This window comes from Methanobacterium subterraneum, from assembly GCF_002813695.1.
In the GTDB taxonomy this organism is placed as follows: Archaea; Methanobacteriota; Methanobacteria; order Methanobacteriales; family Methanobacteriaceae; genus Methanobacterium; species Methanobacterium subterraneum.
In genome coordinates this window covers 1839028-1852418 of the sequence record NZ_CP017768.1, presented here as the reverse complement: position 1 = coordinate 1852418, position 13391 = coordinate 1839028, and the positions used below count along the sequence as shown (strand labels likewise).

The window sequence follows — 13391 nt, the reverse complement described above, 5'->3', positions numbered from 1 at the left end:
AAAGGAGATATTAGGTTATATCATGAAAACAGCCCAAGTTAGGAGGGACATTCCCCTAGTGGAAGAGGTGATATACATGGATTACTGGGTCTCCTCTTCGGTGCAGAAATGCACAGGAAGAACTGAAATCCCTTAACTTGGTGGTGGCACTGTGGACGATGGCACTGATGATGATTTCAACCTCACTGAAGCTCCAGCCTTCTTTGAAAGGAGAATTAAAAAGATTGCCGGATTCATACGCTGGGAGCAGCCATAGATTATCTAAAAAAGAATTGGAATGCCCAATATACAAAGACATAGTAAGAAACTTACCCGGACATGTACCTGGAGATTCAGGGCCTGGAAAAGTCACAATCTATGGCAGTCCAGAAAATATTTATGGCATTGTTTCCTTCAATATAAATAATATAAAACCCATGACCTGGCCAAGGTACTTCAAGAAACTTGATCCATCTGTGTCAGGAGCGGTTTTCACTCTGCAATACTATCAATGAATCATATGGGAGCTTATGACTTATGTGGAACCGTTAGAGCATCAATACTACAATACGTAGGAAAAATAGATATATTGGTTGAAATTCTAAAAGAAGTTTCTAAATTCCTGATATGACTAATAATGGAGATAAAAGAATGACCAAAACTCAATGGGTAGTTATTTTCATCATCTTTATCATGGCTTTAAGTTCAGTGGCCGGATTTTTCCTGATGATTTGAATTAATGTTTATCCAATTCATAAAAAAAATAATAATTAACTTTGTAGAATAGTTAACTAATAAAATACATGACCTAACAGATTTTGGAAGGTAATAATATGGTAAAAGTTCGAATTGGAGCCGTAGTAGCAGAATTTAATTACGACATCACCCATATGATGTTAGAATTAGCTAAAGAACACGCTAAATTTCTAGAATCAGAAATAACAGAAGTAATAACTGTCCCAGGAGTCTTTGACATGCCATTGGCCATCAAAAAACTCTTAGAACAGGATGATATTGATGCAGTGGTAACCCTGGGAGCGGTAATTGAAGGAGCCACATCCCATGATGAAATCGTGGTCCAGCATGCCTCCCGTAAAATTGCAGACCTGGCACTGGAATACGATAAACCAGTGGGACTGGGAATCACTGGCCCTGGCATGACCCGTTTGGAAGCCCATCAGAGGGTTGAATATGCTAAACGTGCCGTTGAAGCCGTAGTTAAAATGACCGAACGGCTCAAATAGTTGGATTAAAGTTATATCCAATTATTATCTATTATTTTTCATGTACTAATTGAAGTAATAAATAAAGGATCAAATATTTTGGAGAGACTTCATGGAAATACTCACCCCTCGTGACTTAAAGGATAAATTCCAGGACCCATGGGTTGCACCATACCAGAAGGTCCTCACCATGGTGGATAACGACCTGGTGGAGATCGTGGAATACCACCCTTGCATCAGTGGATCCCAGTGGATGATCTACCAGTACCAGAACAGCAGTGACATAGTACTGGGGGCTAAAAGAGACGGCAACCGACATACCTTTCTGGTTAAGGCCGAAAAATCCAATTTAAGTCTCAAACCCAGCCTGCACGCTGCAGGGATAGAAGAAGTCTCTGTTGGTGATGATGAAGTTAAAGTAGTCCACGCTGGACTGGCTGGAGCAGGTGTAGGCGCAGCCATGTGTAGGGGAATGGCTGAAGGAGTCAAAAGAGTAGAACTTCACGATGTAGGTGGAGGATCCAAAGTGGGAAGAGCTACAGTGGTCACTCCACGAATGGAGAAATTGGTTATAGGTATTGATGACACTGACACCAAAGACGAAGGAGCCACCTGGACACTGGCTCATAATGTAGGTGCGGAACTGGCCAGACAGGGATATGAGTATCTGGATCATATCACCGTCCAGTTATATCCTCACAATCCCAACAAAACCCAGAACTGTGTGGGCATCGCCCTGGTATTCGCAGTGAAACCAGGAGAAAAAGATGAAGTGATTCAGAAGGTAGTTGAACTTCTTAAAAAAGGAACATTATCTGATAAAACCGCAATTGCTGTTCTTGAAGGTATTAATGTCCCTGAAAAGCTCAGATCTTATGGGGAAGCTGCCAAAAAATCCATGTTAACGGTGGAAGAAGCAGAAAAAGTGGCGGAAGAAGTGGGTGTAGAACTAGTGGAAGTTACCGGTTCCCAGGGGAAAATAGGTGCTTTAGCTGCACTGGGTATGTACAATGATATTGAAGAGGCAGTGAAGGTTTATTATTGATGTATGTTTGCACTGTTACTGGTGTCTGGCTATTTTTTAACGAAATCTCCCTTTTTTAGATTTCTATTTCATTCTTTCTGAATTTCATTCTTTGATTATGCGAAAACTAAAGTAATTCAGTTATAAAAAAGGAAATTTCAGTTTAACTTCAACTACCTGGGAAGTTAAAGTAGAACAAAATTCCCTTATCAGATGTGGGGAGCTCTGTACTGGACTTGACATCTCCAGCAACTTCAATCCTCACCACGTTATTGCCTTTAGTCATTGTGAATGTTTTTTGGGAGTTATCATTGTTCACTTGGATTGTCTTATAAAGGTAACCATTCATATAGATTTTATAAGATCCATCTTTAAGTATCCCGGTGGTTGTGCCTATTTTCTCATTGTTGAGGTAGATATTGATGGTTTTAGCATCACTTACTGTGTTTTTGATTATAATCCCTTCAACCATAGTCATATTGGACGTGCTCAGAGTGATGTTCTTGGTGGCGTAGAGGTCCTTGAAGTAATTACGCAGATCAGTATCTCGTATAACGTCACGTACATTGATTCCTAGGGTGGTACGGGCATTGTATGGTATTCTCATTATGCTATCCTCACCAGGAATGGTCTGATTCAGAGTATAACTCTGCTCGCCAATGATAATCTTATCTCCATATCCCAGTTCCAATGTATTCAGAGCATCCTGCGGTATTCTAATAATTGAAAACTCATTTTCCAGGGCACTGTCCACGGTGTAGGGTCCCCGGATATCGATGGTTTGGTTTTCAACTGGTTGCTTCCAGAATATCACATTTCTAGCAGCGGGTTCAATGGATATTTTCCCTTCATCCACGTGCACCGAGCCCAACATGGTAAAGAGCACTGCGAACATGATAAGTGCGGAAACTACAAGGGGTGAGTGCATGTAGAAGAATGATTTCAGGTTCCGGGACTTATCATCTGGCCTTAAAATGGTTTTAATAGATGCCCTGATGATCTTAATGATGTAATATGTGGCTATGATAATCCCGATTACGACTATGGCTAGTCCTATGTATAGGGCGAGGTATGAAGGGCGGATTCTGATGAAGAAGACAAAGAAGAATCCAAGGGTGGTTAAAGAAAGACCTAGAACACCCATCCTGATGGATTTTCCCAGGGTGTCGATCATGGTTATTCTACCGTAGCTGTTGGCCCGATCCACTATGGTCCTCACTACTTCAGTGGCCACGATGTTCAGTTCGTAGAGGGAGGACATAGAGTGGCTGATATTTCCTATGTCCACTTCTTTAACCCGTACTCCCATCACATCGGCGTCCAATACAATTCCAACATCCACTCCGTAATCATCTTCCAGTTGAATGTTATTCAGGAAAGATCTTTTAGCAGCGAATTGACCACTTAAGGGTTGTTCAAACTTGATTTCTGGGAAGAAAAAGCTTAAAAGAGGCTTAGCAGTTAGTTCAGTCACTCGACCTGCTTCTCTTTTGAATTTGGTTTTGGTAACATCTGCCTCATCATTAAGGATGGGTTGGATCATTTTGTCCACCTGTTTGGGGACCAGCTTCTGGAGATCAGCATCCATAAACACTACCACATCTCCTTTAGAATTCTTAAATCCAGTTTTTATAGCGGCACCCTTCCCACGGTTTTTGGTGTGGCTTATAACTGTGGCTCCTGCTTCTTTTGCCACCTGTTCGGTATCATCCAGGGAACCATCATTGACCACGATTATTTCATCAACATAATTCAGGGCCTGCACTGTTTTTATCACACTGGCAACAGTTTTTTCCTCATTATAAGCTGGTAATATGACCGAAACGGTCATTGGTTTTTTTGAGCTCCTGGTTTTCACCGAAGCGATGATCAGGACAAATAACAGAATAATCCAAGACACTTATATTACACCTCTAATTCTATACAACGAACATCAAATTCTATACAACTAATTACCCAAACTAACTTATAAGCTTATATAAGACTTCTCCTTTTATTTTGGTCTATTTAACTAAAAGTTTTATTATCAGTTAAAGCATATTATTATGTGTAAGTGGGTAGTATTGATTTCTAATTGTACCCGATAGTAAAAAGTGAGGATTATAATGGAACCAAAGGTAATGATCATACTGGGTAGTGCTTCTGATTTTAAAATTGCCGAAAAAGCCACCGCAATTCTGGAAAAACTGGGAATATACTACGATCTCCGGGTGGCTTCAGCGCATCGCACCCATGAGAAAGTTAAAAAAATAGTTTTAAATTCAGCCAAAAATGGTGTAGAAGTTTTTATAGGAATAGCAGGATTATCAGCCCATCTTCCAGGCATAATAGCAGGGATTACTCATAAACCGGTTATTGGGGTGCCAGTGGATGTTAAGGTGGCTGGGCTGGATGCTCTTTTTGCCTCAGTGCAGATGCCCTTAGGTGCACCAGTGGCAACCGTAGGAATCGATCGTGGTGAAAACGCGGCCTTACTCGCTGCTCAGATCATAGGTATTGATGATGTGAATATCCGGGAAAGATTATCCTCTTTCCGCAAAGAATACTATTCCAAGATCGCTGAAGATGAAGAAAAACTTTTCCTCCAGATGAATGGCAAATACTATTCCAGAATAAACCCTGATCTGGAGCAAAAAGAAACTGTTAAAGAAAGTCCTGCGGATAAAATCCATAAAATTACCACCCACCCCGGTAAAGTTAGGGATGAAATTCGCCCGCCTCAAGTGGCGGTGATTTCTGGAAGTTACAGTGATATCAAAGTGGCCAAAAGAACAACCATGTTCCTGGATAAACTCAACATCACTTATGACTCTTCAGTGGTGTCCCCAGTCCGCTCTCCGGATAAATTTGAGAACTTCCTGAAACGAAATAAAGATGCAAAAATATTCATTGCCATATCTGGACTTTCAGCCCATGTAACTGGTGCCGTGGTGGCCTACACTGAAAAACCAGTTATTGGAGTGCCATGTGCCATTAAAATGGGGGGTATGGATGCCCTGTTATCCATGGTGAACATGCCTCCCGGTGTTCCAGTAGCCACCACTGGTATTGATTCAGGTGGAAATGCAGCTATACTCGCGGCTGAAATGCTGAGTATAGGGGATGAAGAAATAATGGAAGATCTTTTACGTTTCAAGGGTAATATCAACTGTAAAAGATGAATTTCATGCTCTTTTTTATCTAATCACTATATTTTAGCTGTATATCTTTTTAATAACTCAACCTAAGGAATTGGGTTTAATTCAGTTTTATCTTCATAAATCATAGAATTTTACAATTCACCTTATTATTGTTATCAATAAATATATTCACCAACTAAGTCAAATATTATAATGCTAAGAGTTATGAAAAAAGATAGAAAAAAGGAAGAAACAGGAGGTAAATGCTCTGCAAACAGCTTTTTATGCCCAGCTAATTATGTCTGGATTTTGATACTCCTAATATTCCTCTAAATATTTATTATTACTCTATAAAATAAATGGTTGGTGAACTTATGAAAGGATTCCTAAAAACTCTTGAAAAAGATTTTAACACTATTAAAATTGATAAAGAGGTTTCAGTTAACCTTGAAGCCGCTGAATTTATGAAAAAATATCCTAAAGAAACCATCATAATGGAAAACATCAGTGAATCAGGTATGAAAGTCATATCCGGGATATGTAACACTCGTGAGAAGATTGCCCGGGCCATAAATACCGATGTGGCTGGAATTACTCAGAAAATAATGGATGCAATCAATAATCCGGTACCCATTAATGATTTTAAAAACCTGGGGGATTGTTTTGATGTCTCCAAACCTGCAGACCTCAATGAAATACCTATACTAACTTACTACCTGCGTGATGGAGGACCATACATTACTTCAGGGGTGATCATTGCCAAGGATCCTGAAACCGGTATCCGGAATGCATCCATCCACCGTATGCTTCTTCTGGGAAAGGACAAGCTAACTGCCCGTATAGTTCCCCGTCACCTTTACACCTATCATAAACGTGCTGAAGAACTGGATGAACCTTTAGAACTGGCCATTGCCATTGGAATGCATCCTGCCACTCTTCTGGCCACCACTACTTCTGTGCCCATCAATGTGGATGAACTGGAAGTGGCCAATCACTTCCACCAGGGAGAAATGAAACTAATAAAATGTGAAACAGTGGATTTAGATGTTCCTGAGTGCGAAATACTCCTGGAAGGACGAATGCTACCTCACGAAAGGGCTGAAGAAGGGCCATTCGTTGACCTGACCGACACCTATGATGTGGTGCGGATGGAACCAGTGATCGAACTGGAACGAATGCATTACCGTCATGATTCAATGTACCATGCAATAATGCCGGCAGGTCTCGAGCACAAACTCTTGCAGGGCCTCCCCCAGGAACCTAGAATATTCAGTGCTGTTCAAAACACCTTGCCCACAGTTAAAAATGTGGCCCTAACAGAGGGTGGGTGCTGCTGGCTCCACGCTGCAGTGTCCATACAGAAACAAACCCAGGGCGATGGTAAAAATGTTATAATGGCTGCACTAGCCGCACACCCCTCACTAAAACACTGTGTAGTGGTGGACGAGGACATTGACATATTCGATGCCGAAGATGTGGAATACGCCATCGCCACCAGGGTCAAGGGTGATGAAGACATTCTGATTGTACCTGGAGCCCGTGGATCATCCCTGGACCCCTGTGCCAAACCAGACGGAACCACCACCAAAGTTGGAGTGGATGCCACCAAACCACTGGACAAGCTGGAAAAATTTGAAAGAGTTAGTTCTTCCATTTAATTACTTTTTATAAGCCCAAATTATCCTTTAATTCATCTTTTTTAAAGTATCCATTTAATATTTTTTTATAAACTAAAATAAGGGACATAGCCTTAGAAAAATAACTAAAATACAATATCAATTTCTGCCCCACATTCTGGACATTTTTTGTCCTTTTTCAGATTATTCTCTCCGATACTGAAACCATCTCTCCTTATGAGGAGTTCACTGCATTCAGGGCACCTTGTATTCTCACCATCACTCCCGGGAACATTTCCCACATAAACGTACTTCACACCTGCATCTAAAGCCATCTTCTGGGCTTTTTCCAGGGTTTCCACCGGAGTAGGGGGGACTTGGTTCATCTGGTAATGGGGATAGAATCGAGTGAAATGGAGAGGAATGCGTACATCTACATCGGCCACAAATTCCACCAGTAACTTGAGGTCTTCCTTGGAATCATTGTAGCCGGGTATCACCAGATTAGTTAGTTCGATGTGAATGTCATGATCATGCATGGTCTGAATATTTTCCAGCACTGGTTCCAAGTGGGCTTGGCACAGTTCCTGGTAGAACTTTTCAGACATCCCCTTCATATCCACATTGGCTGCATCCAGGTAGGGTGAGATTAATTCCAGAGATTCTGAGCTCATGTAACCATTGGTAACGTAAACTGTTTTTAAATTATTTTCATGGGCCAGTTTTGCCGAGTCATAGGTGTATTCAAACCACATGGTGGGTTCATTGTAGGTCCAGGAAATGGATTTACAGTCATTTTCCAGAGCCAGCTTGATGGCCTCATCAGGTAGAATATTTCGGGTTCCGATTTCATGGAGATCGGCCTGTGATATGGCCCAGTTCTGGCAGTAGGGGCAGCGGAAATTACAGCCAACACTTCCCAGGCTGAATGATAGGCTGCCGGGGTAAAAATGGAAAAGTGGTTTTTTTTCAATGGGGTCTACTGCCACTGAGGATGCAGAGGCATAGTTAAGGCTGTACATGATCCCCTGATCATTCTCTCTCATCCCACAAAAACCAGTCTTTCCTGGAGAGATAACACATCTCCGGTTACATACATGGCAGTTCAACATTCCATCCAGCTTCTCATAAAGCATGGCTTCCCTCTTCATTGAATAGACCCTCCCTATTTCATGTGCAATGATTTTTAGAAAATAATCTGATTCAAGGTATTTACACTTATTTAAGAATCTTATCCTTTATTCAAGATCTTCACTATTTAAAGTGCTGGTAACCTTTGGACTCTAATAAATTTGTTTTTCCATCTTTATTTACTATTTCCATCTTCCCAGAACTGGTCACCACACCCACCTCATAAAGCCCAAACTGGTCCTTTAAATGGCTAAAATCATCTTTTTCAACAGTTAAAAGAAGTTCAAAGTCCTCACCATAATAAAGGGCAAAATCCAGTGGGTCCTTATTTAATGCATGTGCCACCTCTTCCACTTCTGGAATTATGGGAATCAGGGTTTCATAAAGGGTTATCCCCACTCCATTTTCGGAGGCAGAAACCAGTTCACCCACTTCACTAGCCAGACCATCAGTTATATCCGTGGCAGAAGTCACTGCACCAGTATCAGCTAGCATTATTCCTTCGTTTAATCGAGCTTGAGGCTCAATGGCATGTTTTTTGATTAATTTTAAGGTGGAAGGTTTTAGATTTTTTTTAAGAACTTCCTTTACAGGGGGTGGTGATAGTAAGAATTCAAATCCTGCTGCAGCCACACCAAGGGGACCGGTGACTGCCACTACATCCCCTGGACTGGCACCATCTTTCATTAGAACTTTTTTTTTATCCACCACTCCTAAACCGGTTCCACTAAGGATTAGTTCATCAGATTGGTTTGTGTCTCCCCCAGTAAGTCCTATTTCGTAGTTCTGGCATGAATAGAGCACGCCATCCATTATTTCGTCGAATTCATCCAGAGGAAGGTCTCCTGGTAATCCCAGAGACAGTATGAAACCAATGGGTTTGGCTCCCATGGCAGCCAGGTCACTGACATTCACGGTAACCACCTTCATACCCTTCTCTTTAGGACTCATATCCTGGGGTAAGTGGGCGGATTCCAGTATAAGATCAGCAGTAACCACTAAGTATTTATCATCCAGGTCGATAAGTGCAGCATCATCACTGAGGCTTTTAAAATAAAAATCATCAAAAAAAGGAGAATTAGGTTGGAGAGCACGACTCCTTGAAAGGAGTCGTTTAATGAGTTTTTTCTCACCAATATCTGAAATTTTAAGATTTTTTGGTTGTTTTATATCTTTAGAGGGCATTATCTTTAGAGGGCATTGTTTACCCGGTCTTTTATTATGGAAACGATTTTTGGATCGGGACCCAGGGGATCAGTGTAGATTATTTCTCCGTGGAAATGGATCTCCTCAGTTTCCCCGTGGTCGTGGCTGTGACCATGGCCATGGTCGTGGCTGTGTTCCTGGGTTTCGTCTCCATTATTATTTAGTCCTAGAATACGGGGGATGTCCTCGGTGGTGTGCACGCCTGGTGCCAGGAACACAGGGGTAACCACAATTTTTTCAACCCCCATCTGGGACAGTTTATTGATGGATGCGGGGATGGAGGGTTTGTTCATGTTCATAAATCCTATTTCCACCGGATGATCACTTTCATTCCTGTAGATCTCTGCTAACTGACTTAGAACATCTTTACCATAGGGTAGTCGGCTGCCGTGGCCCACTAACACGATCCCTACTTTACTGTTTGAGTTTGAATTTGTAACCATAGGATATCACTCCTTCGTCGCCTTCTTCTCTGATTTTCCGGAATACTAGCTCTACTTGCTGACCTATTTCGATTTCATCGGGGTTACAATCCACGATTTGGCTGGTGATTTTGGCTCCCTCTTCTAGTTCAATAATAGCCACAGCGTAGGGGGATATATTCTTAAATTCATCTGTGGGGGTGTGTATAACAGAGTAGCTCATAATTTTTCCGTTTCCATTGAATTTTATGGGTTCTAATTGACCTTTTCTTCTGCATTTAGGGCAAATAACCCTCATGGGGAAAAATACTTCACCGCATTGTAAACACTTTGATCCGATGAGATTATATCTTTGGGAGATGTGACGCCAGCCTCTTACAATATCTTTCATTTATTATACCTCGCTAAGCTTTTGATTAATTGGTTATGGTTTAGCTGAAAATTCAGTTCAATCTGATTTAGATTTTTATAATTTGATCTAATTTCTATAAATCCTTATATAATCACTGGTGTTTTTATATGTTTTATGATTCATGGGATTAAGGCGGGATCCAATTGATATATTTTTATGATCTTTTTTAGTCTTTATCCTATTTTGGTATGGCATAATATATTTTTTTGTTTTAGAAATAACTTTATATTGTATTACTTTTTATATAATAAATAATAATTATATTCGTGGTAAAATTCTCATAAAAAGCCTAGAAACCATATTATAAAAACAAAAAATGGGAAATAATGAACAATAAGGGTTATGTAATGAGTTTAGCTTCTTTTTTCCTAATTTTACCAGCATTTTTGCTGTTAATGGTGTTGGTGGACCTAAGTACAAATGAAGCACAAACTCAGGAAGCTACCCTAAACTCTCATGAGGTTTTAGGTGTTGCAACAGATCTGGAGACGAATTTACCATTTATAGGGCGGGAAGTGATTAGAGACAAATCTCTCGAAGTTGTAAATAGTGGAATTCCCCTTTCCAACAGTAGAAAGGAGGTTAAAGAAGAATTTCAGAATAGAATGGATAAGTACTGTTCCAAATACGCTGATAAGGGCGTGTTTGTTGAGTGTATAATATTGAAGGTGGATAATAGTTACGATCCATTCTGTGTGGAGGTCAAATCAAAAATCACTGTGGAAAAGGGCACCCTGAAACATAATGTAAATTTAACCCAGAACATCTCCCTTACCAATGGATCATTCCCTATCTACGATCCCTTACCTTTTGTTAAGTGCAGGGGTCATGGAGGTGCCACCATAAATGAAGAACGCATATCTTACGGTTCCAGCCTGGCAAATTATCTCCAATCCAGGGGAATTAAAAACTATGAGGCTTATGAAAATGCCACTTCTCCATTATCAATCAAAAAATGCCCCTATGATCCTTACATCCTCCATGGAAACACCAATGAATTGGTAAATTTGAAAAACTGTATCGACAATGGGTTTTATCATGAAAGTAATGATGGGGCCTGCTTCCTCTGCAGAATGGAAGGAAAGGGTATCTGTTCCCATTATGGTATGGAAACCTTCATCATACCTGCACCAACAATTTCCCCCTGTATGAATAATTCCTCCACTGCTCCCAGTTCAGTGGATCACGTTATTTTCAATGATACTGGACACGGAACCTATTCTGGCCACCCTATATTATATTTCAGTAGTGAAAATCACTATTTCTCCTTGTATCTGGATAACTCCCACCGGCAAAAGTATGGGGTGCCCATTTTTTAGAAAGGATCCAAGTGAAAAAAATGTCTGGGGATAGATTTGCAGGAAATAAATATGGAATGGTCTTCTCCATAGATATAATGATGGCTCTTATTATCATAACCGTCATATTAGGAGTTTCTGCAGATGCCATGGACATTGTTGGTTCTAAAATGGAAGATTATTCCTATGGAAATTCTCTGGAAAGAATTGCCCAGGCTGGTGCTGATATGCTGGTTAAAACTCCTGGAAATCCAGAAAATTGGGAGAAATTTCCAGATGTAAATGGTGTCACCCCAGGATTATCGGACCTGGAAATAAATAAAAAAACCCACTCCAACGTAATTAGTATGGTGAAGATAAAACGTCTTGAAGAGAATTATGATAAACTAATAAATGGTAATGTAATTCCTTCCCATTGTAAATCCACTCTGGTGATCTATCCTGTGGATCAGTCTCTGGAACCCATCAACGTGAAAGATATTGGTGAAAACGACTCATCCTCTGAAGTGTTTGTGGAAAACCGTACTGTTCTTTGCAATTACCTTAACACCACGGAAATGGTTTTTATCAATGCTCGGGATCAATCTCTGTTATCCTCCCAGAACCAGTTTGGGGATGAATGCCCACATGGGGAGGGTACTGGAAGTCAATCACATGAAAAGGTGGATTATAAAAACAGGGAAGCTGGATGGGTCTGTTATCCTTTAAGGGTGACAGATGGTATGTTAAATTCCACAGATTTTTACCTAATAACCGACCCAGCTAGCATAGAAGACCCGGTGGCAATGTGGATGATAGATAGGCCGGAAAATAGGACAGAATATACTCAACTTTTCCAAAACAAGCCCATTCTCCTAAATGGCATGATAGAAGGGATCATGGGTAACAACAGCACTGCTGTACTCTGGTTACATGTATATTCCTCTGGAAATCCAGATAAAGCCTTTAATACTCATCTAGCAGCATTTCCAAAGGGAACTCCTCCGGAAAATGTAAAAGTTCAATACTTAACTCCTCAGCCCTGTTATTTTGTTTTTAAGGTATGGGTTTGATGGATACTTCTGAATTACAGCCTTTTATAAGAGAATATTAATTATAATTTCATGATCTATCCAAAGCCTTTCAAGGAAAAAATAGAGTTTCGAAAGTTAGTGTACTCTATAAAATGATTTTTGAATCTTTTAGATACACCAGTCATGAGAATCTGGAAATGCTGAGATTCCCATTCATTAAATTCTTTTGGTGTTGGTTCAGGTGATTGTAAATTCCAGTCAGGCATGAAAAATTGGTTCATTCCATCTTGGATGCTGCCTTGTTGCACTGCTTGTCTGACTCCTGCTATGTCACGTTGTAACTGTGTTTGTGGGTTGTTTAAGGGGGTGGGGTGTTGGTTCTGGTTCGGGCCCAGGCATGGGTCCTGGATTTAGCCCGGGATTAGGCTCTGGTCTTGGATTGGGGCCCGCATTTCCTACCATGTCTGTTCCTTCTATTAGTATGGTGTGGATGTCAAAGGTGCTATCTAGGGGTAGGGTATAATTGGTGGTCCAGATTCCATTGTTGTGTGAGGTTGATTCTTTGCGTGCCTATAATTGCCACCACACTCTGCGTGTCTGGTGATGTGGTTACGGTTATGGTTATTGTTTCTTCAGGTTTGGCACTTTCTGGATTGATTTCCGGATTGATGACGGGTGGTGTGTTGTCCACAGTGAATGTGAGTGGTGTTTGGTTGGTGTTGCCCACCATGTCCTGGGCCATGAGTAGGATGGAGTAGACTCCGTCACCAATTTGTGGTGTGGGATATTCCATGCTCCAAGTGCCTTTATTTTTGGTGAGTTGGTAGGTGTTATCCTGAATGTATGCTTTTACAGATTGGGTGTCAGGGTCTGCTGTAATGGTTATGGTGATCTTGTCACCTGATTTGACCAGCTCTGGCTGATGGTGGGGTTTAGTGTGGGTGTGGT

General features: G+C 40.9%; 14 protein-coding genes. 7 read left to right on the top strand and 7 right to left on the bottom strand.

Features of this window, described 5'->3' with window-relative positions; all coding sequences use genetic code 11:
- The first annotated feature begins 224 nt into the window (after window positions 1-224).
- From BK009_RS12510 to mmp11, 3 genes are all read left to right on the top strand, one after another.
- Window positions 225-494, top strand: coding sequence for a hypothetical protein (locus BK009_RS12510; protein WP_169923164.1), 270 nt, complete (start codon window positions 225-227; stop codon window positions 492-494).
- Window positions 495-812: 318 nt separating this feature from the next.
- Window positions 813-1223, top strand: coding sequence for a 6,7-dimethyl-8-ribityllumazine synthase (gene ribH, locus BK009_RS09075; protein WP_100905336.1), 411 nt, complete (start codon window positions 813-815; stop codon window positions 1221-1223).
- A gap of 91 nt (window positions 1224-1314) precedes the next feature.
- Window positions 1315-2247: a methanogenesis marker protein 11 gene (gene mmp11 / locus BK009_RS09070; protein WP_100907173.1), complete on the top strand. Its 933-nt coding sequence runs from the start codon at window positions 1315-1317 to the stop codon at window positions 2245-2247.
- A 148-nt stretch (window positions 2248-2395) separates the two neighbouring features.
- Here mmp11 and BK009_RS09065 read toward each other — a convergent pair whose 3' ends face one another.
- A complete protein-coding gene (locus tag BK009_RS09065; RefSeq protein ID WP_100905338.1) occupies window positions 2396-4126 on the bottom strand; it encodes a glycosyltransferase in 1731 nt (576 codons plus the stop codon).
- A gap of 205 nt (window positions 4127-4331) precedes the next feature.
- Here BK009_RS09065 and purE point away from each other — a divergent pair, with 205 nt between their 5' ends.
- Together purE and BK009_RS09055 are read left to right on the top strand one after the other, a co-directional pair.
- Window positions 4332-5387 (top strand): 5-(carboxyamino)imidazole ribonucleotide mutase, encoded by a 1056-nt coding sequence (purE, locus tag BK009_RS09060; protein WP_100905339.1) that lies wholly within the window; start codon window positions 4332-4334, stop codon window positions 5385-5387.
- A 332-nt stretch (window positions 5388-5719) separates the two neighbouring features.
- On the top strand, window positions 5720-7003 hold the full coding sequence (locus tag BK009_RS09055) for a UbiD family decarboxylase (RefSeq protein WP_100907172.1): 1284 nt from the start codon (window positions 5720-5722) through the stop codon (window positions 7001-7003).
- A gap of 104 nt (window positions 7004-7107) precedes the next feature.
- Here BK009_RS09055 and amrS read toward each other — a convergent pair whose 3' ends face one another.
- The 4 genes from amrS to BK009_RS09035 form a co-directional block, all read right to left on the bottom strand.
- A complete protein-coding gene (gene amrS, locus BK009_RS09050; protein ID WP_100909425.1) occupies window positions 7108-8112 on the bottom strand; it encodes an AmmeMemoRadiSam system radical SAM enzyme in 1005 nt (334 codons plus the stop codon).
- Window positions 8113-8215: 103 nt separating this feature from the next.
- A complete protein-coding gene (thiL, locus tag BK009_RS09045) occupies window positions 8216-9277 on the bottom strand; it encodes a thiamine-phosphate kinase (protein WP_100909424.1) in 1062 nt (353 codons plus the stop codon).
- Window positions 9278-9282: 5 nt separating this feature from the next.
- Entirely contained in the window at window positions 9283-9741 is a 459-nt protein-coding gene (gene cfbA / locus BK009_RS09040) for a sirohydrochlorin nickelochelatase (protein ID WP_100909423.1), read from the bottom strand.
- Window positions 9713-10111: a Zn-ribbon domain-containing OB-fold protein gene (locus BK009_RS09035; RefSeq protein ID WP_100905344.1), complete on the bottom strand. Its 399-nt coding sequence runs from the start codon at window positions 10109-10111 to the stop codon at window positions 9713-9715. Before BK009_RS09035 ends, cfbA begins: the two co-directional genes overlap by 29 nt.
- Before the next feature lie 368 nt (window positions 10112-10479).
- Between BK009_RS09035 and BK009_RS09030 the strand changes: the two genes are divergently transcribed.
- The gene (locus BK009_RS09030) at window positions 10480-11451 is read left to right on the top strand and encodes a hypothetical protein (RefSeq protein ID WP_232728082.1); all 972 of its coding nucleotides are present in this window, start codon (window positions 10480-10482) and stop codon (window positions 11449-11451) included.
- 20 nt (window positions 11452-11471) lie between these two features.
- On the top strand, window positions 11472-12482 hold the full coding sequence (locus tag BK009_RS09025; RefSeq protein WP_100907168.1) for a hypothetical protein: 1011 nt from the start codon (window positions 11472-11474) through the stop codon (window positions 12480-12482).
- Between the two features lie 291 nt (window positions 12483-12773).
- On the opposite strand, the gene BK009_RS12815 is transcribed toward BK009_RS09025, so the two are convergent.
- The gene (locus BK009_RS12815; protein ID WP_255553805.1) at window positions 12774-12905 is read right to left on the bottom strand and encodes a hypothetical protein; all 132 of its coding nucleotides are present in this window, start codon (window positions 12903-12905) and stop codon (window positions 12774-12776) included.
- A gap of 40 nt (window positions 12906-12945) precedes the next feature.
- Window positions 12946-13323 (bottom strand): Ig-like domain-containing protein, encoded by a 378-nt coding sequence (locus BK009_RS09015; protein WP_257790631.1) that lies wholly within the window; start codon window positions 13321-13323, stop codon window positions 12946-12948.
- Window positions 13324-13391: the final 68 nt, after the last annotated feature.

What these genes read in the sequence shown, in the direction of transcription:
- BK009_RS09025 (WP_100907168.1), top strand. Translation starts at nt 11,472, where the DNA reads ATGTCTGGGGATAGATTTGCAGGAAATAAATATGGAATGGTCTTCTCC.
- BK009_RS12815 (WP_255553805.1), bottom strand. Translation starts at nt 12,905, where the DNA reads ATGGTAGGAAATGCGGGCCCCAATCCAAGACCAGAGCCTAATCCCGGG.
- BK009_RS09035 (WP_100905344.1), bottom strand. Translation starts at nt 10,111, where the DNA reads ATGAAAGATATTGTAAGAGGCTGGCGTCACATCTCCCAAAGATATAAT.
- thiL (WP_100909424.1), bottom strand. Translation starts at nt 9,277, where the DNA reads ATGCCCTCTAAAGATATAAAACAACCAAAAAATCTTAAAATTTCAGAT.
- amrS (WP_100909425.1), bottom strand. Translation starts at nt 8,112, where the DNA reads ATGAAGAGGGAAGCCATGCTTTATGAGAAGCTGGATGGAATGTTGAAC.
- cfbA (WP_100909423.1), bottom strand. Translation starts at nt 9,741, where the DNA reads ATGGTTACAAATTCAAACTCAAACAGTAAAGTAGGGATCGTGTTAGTG.
- BK009_RS09055 (WP_100907172.1), top strand. Translation starts at nt 5,720, where the DNA reads ATGAAAGGATTCCTAAAAACTCTTGAAAAAGATTTTAACACTATTAAA.
- ribH (WP_100905336.1), top strand. Translation starts at nt 813, where the DNA reads ATGGTAAAAGTTCGAATTGGAGCCGTAGTAGCAGAATTTAATTACGAC.
- purE (WP_100905339.1), top strand. Translation starts at nt 4,332, where the DNA reads ATGGAACCAAAGGTAATGATCATACTGGGTAGTGCTTCTGATTTTAAA.
- BK009_RS09030 (WP_232728082.1), top strand. Translation starts at nt 10,480, where the DNA reads ATGAGTTTAGCTTCTTTTTTCCTAATTTTACCAGCATTTTTGCTGTTA.
- mmp11 (WP_100907173.1), top strand. Translation starts at nt 1,315, where the DNA reads ATGGAAATACTCACCCCTCGTGACTTAAAGGATAAATTCCAGGACCCA.